We start from the raw sequence: 17,060 nt of genomic DNA, 5'->3' as shown, positions 1-17,060 counted from the left end.
CGTAGGGGGACGTTCCGGCGATCGACTGTGCGGAGGTGGTGAGGTGCCGAAACCGACCGCGCTGCTGGTCGAGGACTCCCCCGAGTTCGTCGCGATGGTGCAGCGGCTGCTGGAGCGCGAGGGCTTCGCGGTGCTGGTCGCGGCGACCGGCGAGCGCGGCGTCTCGCTGGCCCGCAGCCAGCGGCCGGAGCTGGTGATCCTCGACGTGTCGCTGCCCGACATCGACGGCTTCGAGGTGTGCCGGTCGATCCGCGAGTTCAGCGACACGTACGTACTCATGCTGACCGCGCGCGACGAGGAGATCGACAAGGTGCTCGGCCTGACGGTCGGGGCCGACGACTACGTGACCAAGCCGTTCAGCCCGCGCGAGTTCGCCGCCCGGATCAAGGCCCTGCGCCGCCGGCCCCGGGTCGCGGCCGCCCCGGACCTACGCGACTTCGGCGACGTCGTGGTCGACCCCAACGCCCGCGAGGTGACCCTCGACGGCGCGGTGGTGGAACTGACCCGGATCGAGTTCGACATCCTCGACCTGCTCACCGGCGCGCCGCGGCAGACGTTCACCCGCGAGCAGCTGCTGGAACGGGTCTGGGGTGACTCCTGGTTCGGTGACGACCACGTCATCGACGTCCACGTCGGCAACCTGCGCCGCAAGCTGGGTGAGAAGGCGTCCTCGCCCCGCCACCTGAAGACGATCCGCGGCGTGGGCTACCGGTTCGACCCGTCGTAGGGCGGATCCCGAAGCGGCGCGCGAGCGGGCTCAGGCCGGCGGACCGGCCTCGAGGTCCGCGGACACCAGGTCGAGCTCGGCCAGCGCCTGGCTGCCGTAGTCACGCGCGGCCTCGAGGTCCCCGGAGACGACCAGGGCCTCGGACTGCCGGCACAGCTCCCCCAGCCGAAGCGCGCCGACGGTGAGGCTGGAGGCCTTCAGCGCGTGGACCGCGTCGCGCAGCTCCTCCGGCGTGGACGTCAGGGCCGACTCCAGCGCCGCGCGGCGGCCGGGGATCTCGCCGCGGTAGGCGTCGAGCACCATGGCGGCGATGTCCTCGTCGCCCATCTGCTCGGTCAGGTCGCGCAGCACGCTCCAGTCGACAGCTCCCGTCACGGTGCTCATCGTTCCGTACGGACCCGGCGCGGGGACAGCCGGGACACCAGCCACGAGCCGGCCAGCCCGATCGCGACGGCGGCGGCGACCCACGGCACCAGGTCCACCGGGCCCACGCCGGCCGGGCGGGGCGGGATGGAGCCGACCAGGGTCATCGAGGTGCCGGACGGGGACCGACCGGTCGCGACCACGCTGGTCCCGGACTTCGCGGTCTCCGACTGGGAGAGGGGGACGCCGACGTCGAGCGTGCCGCTGTCGTCGACCCGCGTGGTGAAGGGCTCGTCGCTCCCGACGCGCACCGAGACCTCCGACAGGCCGCGGAACCCGACCCCGTCCACGACCAGCGCCAGGCCCTCGTCCGTCCGGGTGGGGACGCCCGCGGCGGCGGCGCCGTTGGCCGCCCCCTTGGCCGCGCCCCCGCCCGTGCTCGGGAGGGCCGGGGTGCTCGAGCCGGCAGCGCTGCCGCTGTCGGCGGCGCCCGCCTCCCAGGAGACGTTCAGCTTGTCCGCGCCCCCGCCGTAGCCGGGGCCCTCCGCGTTGGCGGCGGGGACCGCGACCAGGACCACGCCCACGGCCGCGACCGGGAGGGCCACCTGGACGATGCGGCGGGTCCACGTCCCGACGACGGAGCGCCGCTGGGGGGCGGCCTGCGGCGCCGCGGCAGGGGCCACGGAGCCGTCGGCGGCATGGCGTCCGGTCGTCCGGCGAGCGCGCTTCATCGAGGTCACACTGCGAGTATTGGCCCGCGACGGCCGCGAACCCAGCCCGGAGGCGGCGCCTTGGCCACATCAGGACGAGGACTTGAGCCGGGCTTGAGGTTGTCCCCGCTCAATGGCACCGTGCCCGCCACCCTCACGGCCCCGTCGCCGGACCAGGCCGCTCCCGTGGACACCCACGCCGCCGCTGCGCAGACGTCGGGGTTGGCGCCCGCGAGCGGCCCGGCGCAAGCGCCGGGCCGCGACAGGGTCCCGAGCGCCGAGGAGAACACCACTCCGCCCCGCAGGGCCGGGCTGGCCGGGCGGATCTGGGCGGCGCTGGCGGCCCCGCTGCTGCTGTCGGTGGTGGTGCAGAACGCAGCCAACTTCGGCTTCCACGCGGTGGTCGGTCGGATCCTCCCGCCGGGCGACTACGGCGCGCTCGGCGCCGTGCTGGCGATCATGGTGCTGCTGTCCGTGCCGCTGACGGCGCTGCAGGCGGCCGCCAGCTCGCTGGTGTCCTCGCACGGCTGGGACGACGACTCGGTGCGCCGGACCCTGCGCGGGACGGCGCTGTGGTCGGTGCTGGCCGGCTTCGCGGTGCTGGCGGCGACTCCGCTGATCCAGGACTACTTCCGGCTGGCCAGCGCGGTCGACGCCGCGGTGCTGGCGCCGTTCGTCGCCGTCTCCGTCGCGCTGGCCGTCGCCCGTGGCCTGCTGCTCGGCGACCGCCAGGTGACCCCGGTCGCCTGGACCTTCCTGCTCGGGACCGCCGGTCGCCTGGCCTTCGGCCTGGCCCTGGTCATCCCGTTCGGCGTCACCGGTGCGCTGGTCGGCACGCTGGCCGGCGAGGTCGTCGCCCTGGTGGTCGCCCTCGTCCCGATCCACCGCCGCTCCGGCCTGGTGCCCGGCGCCGCCGCGCTGGACCTGCGGACCGTGGCCGCCGCCGGGTTCGCGGTGACCGGCCTGTTCCTGTTCTCCACCGTGGACCTGCTGCTGGCCCGGCACTACCTGCCGGACGCCGAGACGGGGGCGTACGTCGCCGCCGCCACCATCGGCAAGGTGGTGCTCGCGCTGCCGGCCGCGGCGATGAGCGTCTACTACCCGCGGCTGGTCTCCGGCTGGCGGCTGGAGCGCAATGCCGGCGCCCTGCGCACCGCCTTCGTCGTGGTCAGCGGGCTGGCCATCCTCGGCGGCCTGGTCGTCGCCGCCGTGCCCGGCCTGCTGCTGAAGCTGCTGTACGGCGGCAACTTCGCCGACGCGGCCGGCCTGGTGCGGCTGCTGGCCGTGATCGCCGCGCTGACGTCGATCGTCTCGGTGCTGACGTACGCCTCCCTCGCCCGCAAGTCGCTCGCGGTGGTCGTGCCCTGGCTCGGGGCCGCGCTGGAGATCGCCCTGATCGCCCGGTCGCACGGCGACGCGTCGGCGGTGGCCCGCGGCTCGCTGATGGCGCTGGTCCCCACGCTGCTGGTCATGGTGGTGTGGGAGGGCGGCGCCTGGTGGCGGGCGATGCGCCGCGGCGTGCCCCTCCCCCGCGGACGGCACGCCGCCCCGCGCGCAGCCCGGTCCTCGCGCGCCGGCAGCACCCGTCGCCGGGCCCGCTGACTACCCCGCACACGCGCGACACCCACGACACCCCTGGTGGAACGTCTGACCACGTCCGGACGCAGTCCGGACGGTCAGACGTTCCACCCGCAGGGACGGACGAGGCGGGCGGGCCCGGTGATGCCGGTGGCGCGAGTGCGGTCGGGACCGAGCACCACCCGCACCTGCCGAACCTGAGCCCGGCACCACCAGCACCTCCCCAACCTGAGCCGGGCGCCAGCTGCCCTTGATCCCGGCTTGAGCCCGAGGCCCGAGGCTGCTCAGCGCGGGGCGGACGCACCTTCTCCTGCCGCCCCGCCCGCGACCTCCCCGGCGCGGCCCCGTCGGGGACCGCCGGACGCCGATGCCGTCGCGTCGTCGCCCGGCCCGCAGGCCCGGAGCAGCATCTCCCGCCGCTCCGGGCCTGCACCCGTTCCCGGCCGGACGACCGGCCCGACCCACGCCGGGTCTTGCCGCCGGCTTGAGCAGGACTTGAGGTCGCGCGGCGAGCATCATGGAGTCGCGATCGGAACCGATCGACCCTGGGCCGGGGAGTCCGACCGCGATGCGACGGACATCCTCGATCGAAGGCGGGACTGCCATGCGCATCTGCATGATCAACTGGAGGGACCTGGCGCACCCCGCGTCGGGCGGCGCGGAGGTCTACACCGAGCAGGTGCTCGCGCGCTGGGCCGCCCAGGGCCACGACGTCACGCTGGTCGCCGCCGCGGTCGAGGGTGCGCCCGCCGACGAGGACGTCAACGGCTACCACGTCGTACGCCGCGGCAGCCGCCTGGGCGTCTACGGCGAGGCCCGCAAGTGGTGGCAGCGCCACGGCCGCGGCAGGTTCGACGTGGTCATCGACACCACCAACACCGTGCCGTTCTTCGCCCACGAGTGGGTCGACGACGGCGCGCGCGTCATCGGCTTCTTCCACCAGACCGCCGAGGAGATCTGGCGCTACAACGCGCCGTTCCCCGTCTCGGTCGCCGGTCGCTACTGGTTCGAGCCCCGCTGGGTCGGGCGCTACGCCGGCTCCCCGGTCATCGCGGTCTCCGACTCCACCAAGGCCGCCCTCAACCGGTTCGGCGTCGAGGACGTCACCGTCGTCCCCGAGGGCTTCGAGCCCCCGGCCGTGCCCCCGAACGTCGTCAAGGAGTCCACCCCCACCCTGGTGTTCTGCGCGCGGATGGTCCCGTACAAGCGCCCACAGGACGTCGCGGAGGCCGTGAGCATCGCCCGCCAGCAGATGCCCGACCTCAAGGTCTGGATGATCGGCGGCGGCCCTGACCTGGAGAAGCTGCGCGCGAACGCCCCCGACGGCGTGGAGTACCTCGGCCGGGTGGACGAGGAGACCAAGATCGAGCTCATGGCCCGGGCCCACGCCCACGTGGCCACCAGCATCCGCGAGGGCTGGGGGCTGGTCGTCAGCGAGGCCGCCGCGGTCGGCACCCCGACGATCTCGTACGACGCCCCCGGGCTGCGCGACTCCACCCGGGCTGCGAACGGCGTGCTCGTCCCGCAGGACCCGCTGGCGCTCGCCCACTGGATCCCCGCCGTCCTCCCGGAGTGGATGAAGAACCCGCCGGCGCCGATGCCGTACGGCGGCGCCCACTCGTGGGACGTGGTGGCCGCCGAGGTGCTCGAGGCCGTGGACCAGCACGCGGTGGTCCCGACCCCGCGGCGGCACCGGGGAGTGCTCCGTGGGCCGGCATAGGGCCGAGCGCACGCCGATCCGCTCGGCCGTGGACCGGGTGCGCGGCGTCGTACGCAGCGTCCTGCGGATCGTGACGAAGCCGCTGGACTGGGCCGGCCACGTCGGCTCGGTGGTCTGGCGGTCCCTGTTCGTCACCGCCGCGTTCCTGGCCTTCGCCGCCGGGATCCTGCACGCCCTCGGCCGGGTGGGCGACGCCTACTCGGCCATCCTGGTTGCCGGTGCCCTCGGCGCCGCCGCCACCTTCTTCGGTCTGCTCGCCCTGCGCGTCGAGCCGGACACCACCACCACCGACGCGGAGACCCAGCCATGAAGATCAGCTTCGTCGTACCCACCAAGAACTCGGCCCGCACGCTGGCCTCGTGCCTGGCGTCGCTTCGGGGGCAGACCCACGAGGACGTGGAGGTCATCGTCGTCGACAACAAGTCCGACGACGACACCCTGGAGATCGCGCAGCAGTACGCACACGTGGTCGAGACCTTCGGGCCCGAGCGCAGCGCCCAGCGCAACCGCGGCACGGCGCTGTCGACCGGCGACGTCGTCGTGTTCGTCGACTCCGACATGACCTTCGAGCCCACGGTCGCCCGCGACATCGTCGAGGTCTTCGCCGCCCGGCCCGAGGTGGGCGCGATCATCATCCCGGAGCGGTCCTTCGGCGAGGGCTTCTTCGCCCAGTGCCGGGTCCTGGAGAAGAGCCTGTACGTGGGCGACGACGCGGTGGAGGCGCCACGGGCGTTCCGGCGCGAGCTGATCGAGCAGGTCGGCGGCTGGGACGAGACCCTCACCGCGGCCGAGGACTGGGACCTGTCCGACCGGACCCGCGCGACCGGCACCTCGATCGCGCGGGTGCCGTCGTACATCTGGCACGACGAAGGCACCATCAAGCTGCGCAACACCTTCGCCAAGAAGCGCTACTACGGCCGCTGGATCGGCGAGTACCTGCGCACCCACCAAGGTGCGGGCCAGCGCAAGCTCGCCCGCACCGCGCTGTTCAGTGAGCCCAAGGCACTCCTCCGCGACCCGATGCACGCCGGCGGGATGTTCGTGCTCAAGGGCGTCGAGGGTGCGGGGCTGGTCATGGGCATGCGCGACGAGCGCAAGCGGGTCAAGGCAGGCAGCTGACCCATGAGTCAGTCCCACCCGGGTCGGGATCGCGTCGTCGCTCACGTCATCGCCGAGTTCTCCGCCAAGGAGGCGATGGGCCGGACCGTCACCGAGGCGGCACGCCGGATCCCCGGGCGGCACGTCCTGGTGACGTCGCGGGCCCACGACGGCGCCGAGCCCTTCGACGAGGTCGTCGAGCTCGGCGGTCCGATGGGCACCTTCCCGCTGCAGGTGCGTGAGCCGCTCGCTACTGCGCTGCAACGGATCCGACCCGACGTGGTGCACCTGCACGCCGGCGCGCTGGGCCCGTTCCTCGCGCTGGCGACCGACCTGCGCCGGCACCCGCTGGTGACGACGCTGTACGCCTGGCCGACCCTGCCTGCCCCGTTGGCGTGGAAGCGCTCGGGGATCGCGGAGATGCGCGCGTCCAACGTGCTGCAGCCGCGGGTCGTCGCAACCACGGTGCTGACCCCGGGGATGGTGCGGTCCGCGCTGCGCCGCGCCGGGGCGAGCACCGTACTGAGTCCTGACCCGCGGGTGCTCGAGCGGCTCGGCCCGGCGCTGGGGCGCGGTGCGGGTGCCGCTCCGGTGCTGCGGCTGCCCTCCGGCGCGCCGCAGGACGACCGCCGGGCCCACTTCGACGCAGACCACCCGGTGGTCGTGTTCGGCGGCCGGGCCGAGACGGTCCGCGGCGTGGACACCCTGCTGTCGGCCTTCCCCCAGGTGCTGCGGCAGGTGCCGAGCGTCCGGCTGCGGCTGCTGCTCATCCCCCGGCCGGAGCTGCCCAGCATCCTCGAGCGCAGCGGGGCCAGCGGCCTGGGTGACGCCCTGGAGGTCGTCACCGAGCCGGTGCCCGACCTGCTCGCGGAGCTCGCCGCCGCGCAGGTCGGCGCATGGCCGTTCAAGTTCGACTACGTCACCTCGCCCCCCGCGATGGCGGTGGCCGAGGCGATGAGCGTCGGGCTCCCGGTCGTGTCGACACCGGTCGCCTGCGTGCGCGCGGTCATGCGGCCCGGCGTGGACGGGCTGGCCGTGCCCCCGGCCGACGCGACGGCGCTAGCGGCCGCCATCACCCGGCTGCTCACCGACCGGGACGAGTGGGATCGGTTCGCGGAGGCCGGGCCGGCGGCCACGCGGGAGCGGTTCGGCTGGGACCGCGCCGCGGAGGTGACCGCGGCCGCCTACGACCGCGCGACCATGTCGACGTCGTCGGGGGTGTCCCCCGGCGCGCGAGCGTGACGTCGCCGCAGCAGCACCCGCACCTCGGAGCGGTGCTCCAGCAGACCCACCACGACCAGCACGACCAGCGTCAGCAGCGACACGGCGGCGCCCAGCCGCATCCAGCGCCAGGGCGCGTACTCCACGACGGTCTCGTCGCCGCCCGCGCGGACCGCCACCGTGCCCGCGACGGTGGGGACGCCGGACGACCCGTCCACCTGCCAGCCGGGGGACCACTCCTCCGGCACCACGACCCAGCCCGCAGTGCCGGGCCGCACGATCCACCGGGTCGCGGCGTCACGCACCAGCTCCCCGGACGCCGAGGACGGCAGCGTCCCGTCGTCCGTCCCCTCGGTGACCACCGCCTCAGTACCGAGCTCGTCCTCCGCGGCCAGCACGAGTGCGCGGTCGACCCCGGGCACGGTCCGCGAGGAGACCACCCGGCCGGTGCCGGAGGGCAGGACCTCGTACAGCCGCATCGAGTCGGACTCGAACACCAGCTCCAGGTCGGACTGGTCGTCGAGCCAGGTGTAGCGGTCGGCCTCCCGCTGGGTCGACAGCGCGACGTAGCGGACGCCCAGCGGTGCGACCATCCGGCCGAACGACGTGCCCCCGCCGCCCTCCGCGACGAGCCGGTCGAGGTACGCCATCCGCAGCGACACCGAGTCGGTGCGCAGCCCCTTCAGCTCCACCGAGTCGCTGGTGATGACCGGGCGCCGGAAGAACGCCTCCGCGGGGGTCGCGACGCTGCGGCCGTCGGTGAAGTCGAACGGCTGGTAGCCGTGCCAGGGCAGGAAGATCACGAGCTCGTCCCCGTTGCCCATCCGCGCGTCGGACTCGTACCAGCCGAACGGGTACGTGCTCACCGCGATCGTCCCGCCCAGCCCCCACAGCAGCGCCGGGGCGCTCGCGGCGGGAACGAGCAGCGCGACCCCGGCCAGCAGCGCGGCGAGGGCGCGCTCGGCCCCGGTCGGTGCGGGGTCGCGGGCGACCCGGCGGCGCTGCTTGCGCAGCCGGGTGACCAGCGTCGGGGTGAGCGCGGCCAGCCACTCCACCGCGACGCCGAACCCGACCGCGAAGGCGATGACCGTGAGCGACAGCCACTTCTGCTGCTCGCGCATGGCCTCGAAGAGCGGGACGTGCTCGAAGGCCCACCGGTAGGCCGGGGCCAGCGGCCCGGCCACCCCGGAGGCCAGCACGATCCCCAGCAGGGCCAGCGCGACGAGGGGGAGCCCGACGACGGACTGGACCGCAACCAGCCGGGCCAGGCCGACCGCGACCAGGACCAGCAGGGCGACCAGCGCCACCAGCAGCACCAGGCCGGGCAGCGCGGTGCGGGCCTGGTCGTCGAAGTCGCGCCAGAAGCCGTGCAGCGACAGCAGTGTGGTGAGCAGGCCACCGGGCCCGCTGACCGTGGCGTACGCGTCGAGGTCGGCCTGCGTCACCCGGATGGTCCGGATGCCGGCGAGCCAGACGGCGGCGCCGTACGCGTAGACCAGGCCGGCGGCCAGCCCGACCTGCATGGTGCGGACGAGGTCGCGCCAGGTGGGTCGCGGCAGCAGGGCGACGGCCAGCAGGACGGCGCCCCCGAGCCAGAAGACGTGCGCGTCCAGCGCCATCCCGAGCGCGTACCAGCCTGCCGGGCGCACGGCGACCCAGCGCTCCTGCTGGCGGGCGTGCACCGCCGATCGCATCAGCCACGGCAGCAGTGCCACGCCGAGCAGGAACGCCACGTGGCCGGCGTGCACCCGGTCCACGACGAACGGGTTGCACACCATGAGCAGGGCGGCCGAGTGCCGGCGCCAGCGCCCGCCCCCGGCCAGCTGCGACGCTCCCGCGGCCGCGAGCGGGAAGAACGCGAGCACGACGAGCCACGCGGTCGCCGCCGTGCCCACGACGGCGCGCAGCACCTGGACGCCGATGCGCCAGGGCAGCACGTCCAGCGCGCCGCCCTCGAGCCCGTAGACGCCGGGGTTGAGCGTCTGGCTCGGCCCGCTGACCCAGTCCAGCAGCAGCAGGTAGCCACCCCGGGTCCACGGCGCCACGACCAGCAGGCCGACGACCAGGCCGAGCAGCGCCGACTCGGCGGCCAGCCGGACCGACGGCCGCAGCCGCAGTCGCACCACCCCGCCTCCCGACCCGGGTCAGGCCCGGCCCGCGCGGCGCGGTCGGTGCGCCGCGGTGACGACCGCGGTGACCAGGTCGGCGACACCGTCGTCGTCGGCGCCGGAGGTGTCCACGACCACCTCGGCGACCCGGGCCGGCCGGGATGCGAGCAGGGCGCGGAACCGGCCCTGCTGCGCGGCCTGCTCGGCCAGCGGCCGCTCCGGCTTGCGGGCGTGGATCTGCTCGATCGGGGCGTCCGGGAGCACCAGCACGTCCGGGGCCGGGACGACGGCCTCGACCACCACCGAGGCGGGCGACCCCGGCCACGGGGACTCGCGCAGGTCGTACACGTACCGGTCGCAGATCACGACCGCGCGCCGGCGGACTCCCGGTGCCACGGTCCGGGCGTACCGCCAGGCGTACTCGGCCGCGTAGTACCACGCCGCCAGCCGGCGGATCCCCGGGTGGGCCAGCCCGGCCCGCGGGTCCCTGGGGTCACTCGTGGGGTCGACCGGGTTGCTCGGCTCGGCCGCGACCGGCGCGACCGGTTCGACCGGCTCGACCCGCGCGACGGGCGCCGACTCCGGCTGCTCCGCGGCGACGTCCTCGGCGCCGTCGCCGGCCGCGGCGATGCCGAGCAGCTTGCGGGCCAGGCCAACGCCGGGCAGGTTGCCGCGGGCCATGCCGAAGTAGGCCGTCCGGACCTCGAAGCCGCACGCGCGCAGCCGGTCCGCCAGCCCGTCGGCGACGGTGGACTTGCCGGCCCCGTCGGTGCCGACCAGGACCACCACGACGCCGCGAGTGCGCAGCCCGAGCGGTCCCGCGGCACGGCCGGCGGGGAGCACCGAGTGCCGCTGCACCCAGGCCGCCCGCAGGCCCGACGGGGCCACGGTGCGACGCAGCAGGTGCTTGCGGGCGGACGAGGCCAGGCCGCCGGGGGGCGGGGCGCCGTCGAGAACCGACACGACCTGCGTCGACAGGCCGACCCCCAGCTCGCGCGCCCACAGCGCCGTGGCGTCGGCCCGCGCCCCGGCGGGCGCGTCGGCCCAGGCCCGACGGGCCTCGTCGACCCGCGACTCCTCCGGGATGCGGCCGCGCAGCAGCGGCCGGACCAGCAGGTCGGCGGCGGCGGCGACACCGGTGAGCACCGGAGCGGGGCCCTCGGTCGCCCGTACCTCGTCGCCGGGCAGCAGCAGCACCGGCCCCACGCGCAGGTCGCCGAACGTGGTGTCCACCACCGCAAGCCCGTGCTCGGTCTCCACGGCGCGGCTGACGTGCTGCAGCCGTCGGGGATCGCGCGCGTCGGCCACCCGGGCGGACGGCCAGGCGTCGAGCGCGGCGTCGACAGCGACCCGCGAGGTCGCGTCACACCAGACGTCGAGGTCGCTGGCGTCGGTCGCGTCCAGCCAGCGGTCCCGCGCACCCGAGGCGCCCTGCCAGCCCCATCTCGCCCGGGCCCCGTCCAGCGCGGTCGTCAACGCGTCGAGGACCTGCGCGCGCGTGGCCGACCTTCCGGCCACCCGGCGCCGTACTGTCGTGGTGGACACAGCCGCACGCTACGCCGGACAGCACCGTGAACGCTTCCGCAACGACCGCGGGCCGCGCACTGGTGCGGCCCGGTCTGCTGGCGCGGGCCTGGCGGGGCGTCCTGGGCTGGGCCCGCGTCAACCGGCCGTACCTGATCGTGCTCGTCATCTCCTCGTTCGTGGTCAGCACGTGGTTCCGCACCGGGACCTTCATCTCCACCGGTGACATGGGCCCGTTCATCCGACGCGGGTGGGCGCCCGAGGCGGTGTGGTCGTGGAACCACTCGGTCACCGGCGCCGGCTCGGCGGCGTACAACGTCGCGCGCGGCGCGGAGTTCTGGCTGATCGACTTCTGGAAGGCGCTCGGATTCGACGAGTACGTCGCTCAGTGGTCCTGGTACACCATCATCTACGGCCTGGTCGGCTTCGGGACCGCGTTCACCGCCGGCGCCTTCGTCCGGTCCGAGCTCGGCATCATCGCCGCCGGCACGTTCGGCGTCCTCAACGGGTTCTTCCTCACCCGGCTGCCCAACCCGCTGAACATCATCAGCGTCGGCACGATCGCGCTGATGACCGGCGTGGCCATCCGCGTGGCCCAGGGCCGGCGGATCCCCGCGCCGGTCGCCGGCTTCGTCCTCATACCCACGTCGTTCCTCGGCTTCAACCCGCCGATGCTGGTGTTGGCGTACGCCTGGGCCGTCGGGGGCACCACCGTCCTCACCCTGCTCGCCCTCGGCTGGCGGCCGCTGGGACGGCTGCTGTGGTGGTTCGTCAAGGCCACGCCGTGGGTGCTGCTGCTCAACGTGTGGTGGCTGCTCCCGCTGGCGCAGGGGTTCACCGGCGGCGGCGGCGCGGTCGCCAACGCCGACTTCACCGACCCGACCAACTGGACCTGGGCGCAGATCAACAACATCGTCCCCAACATCCTGACGATGGTCGCGAACTGGGCCTGGTTCCGACCGCAGTACCTGCCGTTCGCGGAATCTCTCGACCAGCCGTACTGGATCTGGATCCGCTACCTGCTGCCGACCGTCGTGCTGCTGGCACCCGTGCTGGCGCTGCGCCGCAACCGTCGGGTGGCGCTGGTGCTCGCCGCCATGGCCAGCGTGTTCGTGTTCCTGGCGAAGGGCCTGATGCCGCCGCTGGAGCAGATCAACCTCTGGCTGTACCTGCACGCACCCGGGTTCTGGCTGTTCCGCGAGCCGATGAGCAAGCTCGGCCAGCTGCTGATCCTGTTCTTCGCCGTGCTCATCGGCATGTTCGTGGAGGGGCTCGTCGCGCGGGCCCGGGAGCGGCGCACGCTGTGGTCGCGGATCTCCCTGGGCGCCGGGCTGGCCGCGGTCGTCGGCGTGGTGGCGTACCCGTTCCCCCTCTACAACGGCACCGTCATGCCCGACGAGCGCCCGCAGCAGCCGTCCGCACACGTACGGGTGCCGGACTTCTGGTGGGAGATGGCGGAGCGGATCGACAGCGACCCGCGCCCCGGCAAGGTCCTGGTCCTGCCGCTCGACGACTACTACCAGATGCCCACGACCTGGGGCTTCTTCGGCGTCGACAGCATCGCCAACCTGCTGCTGCGACATCCGGTCGTGCAGCCCAAGCCGGACGGCTACTTCGGCGACGTCCCCGGCTTCAACTCCAACGTGCGCGCGGTCGAGGCCGCGCTGCTGTCCGGCGACTTCGCGCCAGTGCCGAGGCTGCTCGACGCGATGCAGGTGTCCCGCGTCATCGTGCGGCACGACCTCGTCCGCGGGCTGCCCGGCCGGTCCTTCGCCGACGACCGGATCCTCGGCGCCGCGCTGAGCCAGGTCCCGGGCATGACGCAGGAGTACTCCGGCAGCCTCGACCTCTGGTACGTCGGCGACGGCTCCAGCCCGACGGTGCGCACGTACGGCCGTCTGGTGGACACGCCCTACCAGCCGGACGCCGGGGCCGGCGTCATCGGCACCATGCCCACCGACGAGGCGATCCTGGCCCAGGACGCGCCCAAGCCGGTCGCCGGACCGCGCATCGTCGACGACTCGCCCAAGGTGTCCTCGGATGTCGTGTTCTGGCCGGTTCCCGCTGTGGCGGAGGGGGATCCGGTCGAGGAGGTCTCCCTCGAGGGTGGCACGTACCGGCTGGGCCAGCGGTCCCGGACCGCGCCGCCGCTGGTCCCCACCGTGGACGAGGCCACCTCGTCGCTGGTGCTCAGCGACCCGACCCGGGTGCGCATCGACGGTGACGTCGTGTCGAAGCGACCGCCGCTGGAGCTGCCCGTCCCGACCACCGACGTGGTGGCCGTGACCGCCGGCACCCGCACGGCGTCGCTGGACGGCTGGGGGCGCGACACCCCGCCGAGCCTGGTGATCGGCTCGGCCACGCCGCTGACGGCGTGGGCCCCGTCGGACCAGCCGGCGGACCCCACGGAGTTCTCGGAGGTCTACGACTGCAACAACTACGAGCCGCGGCCGGCCAGCGAGCTGCAGCTGCGCCGCGACCTGACGCAGACCCTCGAGGGCATCGTCGTGACGCTGTCCGCCAAGGACCATGCCGCCTGCACGCGCGTGGTCCTGCGCGACGCGGCGCCGGGCCGCACGTACCGGATCCGGCTGGAGTACCGCTCGCTGGAGGGCAAGCGGCCGCAGATCTGCGTGTGGCAGGTCGGCACCGACGGGTGCGAGCTCGCGGCGCGGCCGGTGCTCAGCGACGAGTGGACCCCGTACGAGATGGTGGTGACCCTCGACGACGTCGCCGAGGGCATGCAGGTCATCCTGCACTCCGACGTCGGGCAGCGGCTGCTGCCGCGGACGGTGACGGAGTACCGCGACCTGCGCATCGAGGCGCTGGACCCGGTGCTGGAGACCACGGTCTACCCGCCGGAGGTGCCGGAGACCCGGGTGACGCTGGATGCCGGGACGCACACGCTGTCGGTCACCGGCGGTCTGAGCGGCAGCATCCTCGCGCCGTTCGAGGACCTGCAGGACTGCTTCCGCTACGACGACCTGACACCGGAACAGGCGGGGCTGTTCGCGGAGGTGCTGGAGGACGAGCCCCAGCCGGCGTACCGGATGGGCGCTCGGGTGCACATGGCGTGCGTCGGGGCGACCGCGCCGAAGATGGGCGACACCTCGCTGTACGAGATGTCGTACGAGGCGCGCAGCGAGGCGCTGCGCAACCCCAAGGTGTGCCTGTTCCTGCGCGGCCCGGACCGCTGCCAGTCCATCCCGGCGCAGGTGTGGACCGAGGAATGGCAGCCGTACCAGCTGCTGGTGCAGCCGAACCCGGACGCGGTGGAGACCCGGCTGTACCTCTACGGGCTGCGCGACCTGGAGGAGAAGGAGCAGTCGGTCGTCGAGTACCGCGACGTGCGGCTCACTCCCGTCGCGTCGACGAGCAATGTGGTCCTGATCCGCGAGGGACCGGTCGACTCCGCGCCCACGGTGGAGTGGCGCAAGGAGAACCCGACCCGCTACCCGGTCCAGGTGGACGGCCCGGACCCGTCGGTGCTGACGCTGGCCGAGACGTACGCGCCCGGCTGGCAGCTGCAGGGGCTGCCCGCGGGCGCGGAGAAGCCCGAACACCTCATGGTGCAGGGCTGGGCCAACGGCTGGACGCTGCCGGCGGGGGCCACCGACGGGTCGATGGTGTACGCCCCGGCCCGGCTGGCGCGCTACGCGCTGCTGCTGCTGCCGGTCGCGGTGTTCCTGGCCTGCGCGTGGATGCTGTTCGCGGCCTGGTGGCGCCGCCGCCGCGCCCGTCGCCGCGCCCGCGGACTCCCCACCGGCACGGACAGAGTCAGAAGGTCGCTATCTCGGCTGATTCCCGGCCGGAAACGACCATCTCGCTCTGCACGTCGAAGCGGGCAGGAGGTGGCCTCGTGACCGACCCGAGCCCGGGCGCGGCCCCGGCGGCCCCGGCGCAGAGCGCCGGGCGGCATGCGGCGCCGCCGTCGCGACGGGGCCGCACCGTCGTCGCCATCGTCCTCGGCGTCCTGCTGGTGCTCGCCGCGCTGCTGCTCCTGCGCTCTTGCCGCAGCGAGGAGCCCGCCGAGATCCGCGTCGTCGCGGTCGGCGACATGGCCTGCGACCCCACCGACCCGGAGTACAACGACGGCCGGGGCACCGAGGACTGGTGCCGGCAGGCCGACGTGTCCGACCTCGCCGTGTCGCTGGAGCCGGACCTGTTCCTCGGGCTCGGCGACTACCAGTACGAGCTGCCGACCACCGCCGGCTACGACGAGGTGTACGGGCCGACCTGGGGCCGGCTGCGGGAGATCACCAGGCCGGCGCTGGGCAACCAGGAGTACAAGGTCTACCAGGCCAACACGTTCCGGTCGTACTTCGGCGACTACGCCGGTGAGGAGCGCGGGTACTGGTCGTACGACAAGGGCCCCTGGCACTTCGTCGTGCTCAACTCCAACTGCACCACGGTCGTCGGCGGCTGCGGCGAGGGGTCACCGCAGCAGCAGTGGCTGGCCGAGGACCTGGCCGCGCACGAGGGCATGTGCACCGTGGCGTACTGGCACCACCCCCGGTTCTCCAACGGGATCATGGGTCCGGACCAGCGCACGCTCGCGCTGTGGAGGACGCTGATGGGACATCGAGTGGCGGCGGTGCTGTCGGGCCACGAGGCCGACTACGAGCGGTTCCCGCGGCTGGACGAGAAGGGCCGCAACGACCTCACCGGGCCGCGCCAGTTCGTCGTGGGGACCGGGGGCCAGATCCACTACCACCCGCAGGTCGGCGACGCCCCGTGGCGGCAGAAGCTCACCCCGGTCGACAGCGACTACGTCAACTTCGACACCCACGGCGTGCTCCAGCTGACGCTCAAGGACGGCTCGTACGACTGGGAGTACGTCTCGATCGACGGCGAGGTGCTCGACTCCGGCAGCGACACCTGCTGACCCCCCGCTACTGCTGAGGGACCGAGGTGTCCTCGGGGATCACCGGCGTCGGCCCCGCCGGCGGCGTCGTGGCCACCGGGGTGCGGCGGACGCCATCGGGCTCGACCACCTGCTCGGGGTCGGCGCCCGCGGGGTCGTTGCCGTCGACGAACGAGCCGTCACCGGGCCGGACGAGGGGGAACACGACCAGGACCAGCAGGGCGATCGCGGCGAGGGCGATCAGCCCGGCGAGCGCGGCGCGCACGGGGGTCGAGCCCGGTAGCCGCTCCCAGATCCAGGTGTACACGTGCGCTCCCCGCTCGTCGTCGCCGCCAGTGTCCCCCGCGCGGCACCACCGACGGAAACGCAGGGACGCCGGACCCTGTGCTGACCGCGGGCGGCCACGCACGATGGTGGGGTGCGCCGTCGGGTGAGGCTCCCGTACGCGGCAGCCGTCCTGCTCGCCGCGGCGGTGCTGGCCGCGTGCACGACGGCCCCCGCGGTGGACGTCGACGCCGCGGCGACCGCGCGGGCCTCGGCCGTCACCCGGTCCCTCCCGGGCCCCGACGTCGACGGCGACGTCCCCCTGACCGACGCGCTCACCGAGCGTCGCTCGGTCCGGTCGTACGCGGACACCCCGCTGACGGGCGCCCAGGTGGCGCAGCTGCTCTGGGCGGCGCAGGGCATCACCGCGGACTGGGGCGGCCGTACCGCGCCCTCGGCCGGCGGCATCTATCCGCTGGAGGCGTACGTGGTCGCCGGTGACGAGGTACTGCACTACCTCCCCGATGGGCACCGGGCGCAGGCCTGGCGCCTGTCCGGCGCTCAGCAGGCGCTCGCGAGGGCGGTGGGCCAGGACGCGGTCGCGGACGCCCCAGCCGCGTTCGTGCTGACCGGAGTCGTCGCGCGGACCGCGGAGAAGTACGGTGAACGGGCCGAGCGCTACGTCCTGCTCGAGGTCGGCCACGCGGCGCAGAACCTGCTGCTGCAGGCCACCGGGCTCGGGCTCGGCGCGGTGACGATCGGGGCCTTCGACGACGACGCGCTGGCCGCCGTCCTGGCGCTGGGCGAGGGCGAACGGCCGTACTACGTCATCCCGGTCGGCGTTCCGGACCCGGACGCGGGCTGACCTTGCCAGGATCGGACG

At 74.1% G+C, this 17,060-nt stretch carries 14 protein-coding genes; 9 read left to right on the top strand and 5 right to left on the bottom strand.

Annotation, left to right across the window (positions count from 1 at the left end):
* Positions 1 to 43 precede the first annotated feature (43 nt).
* Entirely contained in the window at positions 44 to 727 is a 684-nt protein-coding gene (locus R2737_16525; GenBank protein MEZ5117868.1) for a response regulator transcription factor, read from the top strand.
* A 30-nt stretch (positions 728 to 757) separates the two neighbouring features.
* Here the strand turns inward: R2737_16525 and R2737_16520 are convergent, their stop codons facing one another.
* Both R2737_16520 and R2737_16515 read right to left on the bottom strand, forming a co-directional pair.
* On the bottom strand, positions 758 to 1,102 hold the full coding sequence (locus R2737_16520; GenBank protein MEZ5117867.1) for an Hpt domain-containing protein: 345 nt from the start codon (positions 1,100 to 1,102) through the stop codon (positions 758 to 760).
* Between the two features lie 5 nt (positions 1,103 to 1,107).
* A complete protein-coding gene (locus R2737_16515) occupies positions 1,108 to 1,830 on the bottom strand; it encodes a hypothetical protein (protein ID MEZ5117866.1) in 723 nt (240 codons plus the stop codon).
* A 111-nt stretch (positions 1,831 to 1,941) separates the two neighbouring features.
* On the opposite strand from R2737_16515, the gene R2737_16510 reads away from it, so the two are divergent.
* The 5 genes from R2737_16510 (at position 1,942) to R2737_16490 (ending at position 7,438) form a co-directional block, all read left to right on the top strand.
* Entirely contained in the window at positions 1,942 to 3,402 is a 1,461-nt protein-coding gene (locus R2737_16510; protein ID MEZ5117865.1) for an oligosaccharide flippase family protein, read from the top strand.
* A 580-nt stretch (positions 3,403 to 3,982) separates the two neighbouring features.
* A complete protein-coding gene (locus R2737_16505; GenBank protein MEZ5117864.1) occupies positions 3,983 to 5,098 on the top strand; it encodes a glycosyltransferase family 4 protein in 1,116 nt (371 codons plus the stop codon).
* Complete coding sequence (locus tag R2737_16500) at positions 5,085 to 5,408, top strand: hypothetical protein (GenBank protein MEZ5117863.1); 324 nt, start codon at positions 5,085 to 5,087, stop codon at positions 5,406 to 5,408. Before R2737_16505 ends, R2737_16500 begins: the two co-directional genes overlap by 14 nt.
* Positions 5,405 to 6,217, top strand: coding sequence for a glycosyltransferase (locus R2737_16495; GenBank protein MEZ5117862.1), 813 nt, complete (start codon positions 5,405 to 5,407; stop codon positions 6,215 to 6,217). Before R2737_16500 ends, R2737_16495 begins: the two co-directional genes overlap by 4 nt.
* A gap of 3 nt (positions 6,218 to 6,220) precedes the next feature.
* Positions 6,221 to 7,438 carry a glycosyltransferase family 4 protein gene (locus R2737_16490; GenBank protein ID MEZ5117861.1) on the top strand — a complete coding sequence of 406 codons (1,218 nt, stop codon included), beginning with the start codon at positions 6,221 to 6,223 and terminating at the stop codon, positions 7,436 to 7,438.
* Here the strand turns inward: R2737_16490 and R2737_16485 are convergent.
* Together R2737_16485 and R2737_16480 are read right to left on the bottom strand one after the other, a co-directional pair.
* The gene (locus R2737_16485; protein MEZ5117860.1) at positions 7,381 to 9,540 is read right to left on the bottom strand and encodes a hypothetical protein; all 2,160 of its coding nucleotides are present in this window, start codon (positions 9,538 to 9,540) and stop codon (positions 7,381 to 7,383) included. The two genes, R2737_16490 and R2737_16485, sit on opposite strands and share 58 nt — an antisense overlap.
* Before the next feature lie 21 nt (positions 9,541 to 9,561).
* On the bottom strand, positions 9,562 to 11,070 hold the full coding sequence (locus tag R2737_16480; GenBank protein MEZ5117859.1) for a hypothetical protein: 1,509 nt from the start codon (positions 11,068 to 11,070) through the stop codon (positions 9,562 to 9,564).
* Positions 11,071 to 11,096: 26 nt separating this feature from the next.
* Between R2737_16480 and R2737_16475 the strand changes: the two genes are divergently transcribed.
* Positions 11,097 to 14,912, top strand: coding sequence for a hypothetical protein (locus tag R2737_16475; protein MEZ5117858.1), 3,816 nt, complete (start codon positions 11,097 to 11,099; stop codon positions 14,910 to 14,912).
* A complete protein-coding gene (locus tag R2737_16470; protein ID MEZ5117857.1) occupies positions 14,909 to 15,934 on the top strand; it encodes a metallophosphoesterase in 1,026 nt (341 codons plus the stop codon). The genes R2737_16475 and R2737_16470 overlap by 4 nt, the downstream gene beginning before the upstream one ends.
* A 7-nt stretch (positions 15,935 to 15,941) precedes the next feature.
* Here the strand turns inward: R2737_16470 and R2737_16465 are convergent, their stop codons facing one another.
* Positions 15,942 to 16,220: a hypothetical protein gene (locus R2737_16465; protein MEZ5117856.1), complete on the bottom strand. Its 279-nt coding sequence runs from the start codon at positions 16,218 to 16,220 to the stop codon at positions 15,942 to 15,944.
* A gap of 111 nt (positions 16,221 to 16,331) precedes the next feature.
* Between R2737_16465 and R2737_16460 the strand changes: the two genes are divergently transcribed.
* The gene (locus R2737_16460) at positions 16,332 to 17,042 is read left to right on the top strand and encodes a SagB/ThcOx family dehydrogenase (GenBank protein MEZ5117855.1); all 711 of its coding nucleotides are present in this window, start codon (positions 16,332 to 16,334) and stop codon (positions 17,040 to 17,042) included.
* Positions 17,043 to 17,060 lie beyond the last annotated feature (18 nt).

Source organism: Candidatus Nanopelagicales bacterium (assembly GCA_041393815.1).
In the GTDB taxonomy this organism is placed as follows: Bacteria; Actinomycetota; Actinomycetes; order S36-B12; family JAWKJK01; genus JAWKJK01.
The sequence above is the reverse complement of the archived record's forward strand: the minus strand, read 5'-3'. Positions and strand labels throughout refer to the sequence as shown.

Coding starts and splice junctions, on each gene's coding strand:
- R2737_16490 (MEZ5117861.1), top strand. CDS start 6,221: ATGAGTCAGTCCCACCCGGGTCGGGATCGCGTCGTCGCTCACGTCATC.
- R2737_16495 (MEZ5117862.1), top strand. CDS start 5,405: ATGAAGATCAGCTTCGTCGTACCCACCAAGAACTCGGCCCGCACGCTG.
- R2737_16505 (MEZ5117864.1), top strand. CDS start 3,983: ATGCGCATCTGCATGATCAACTGGAGGGACCTGGCGCACCCCGCGTCG.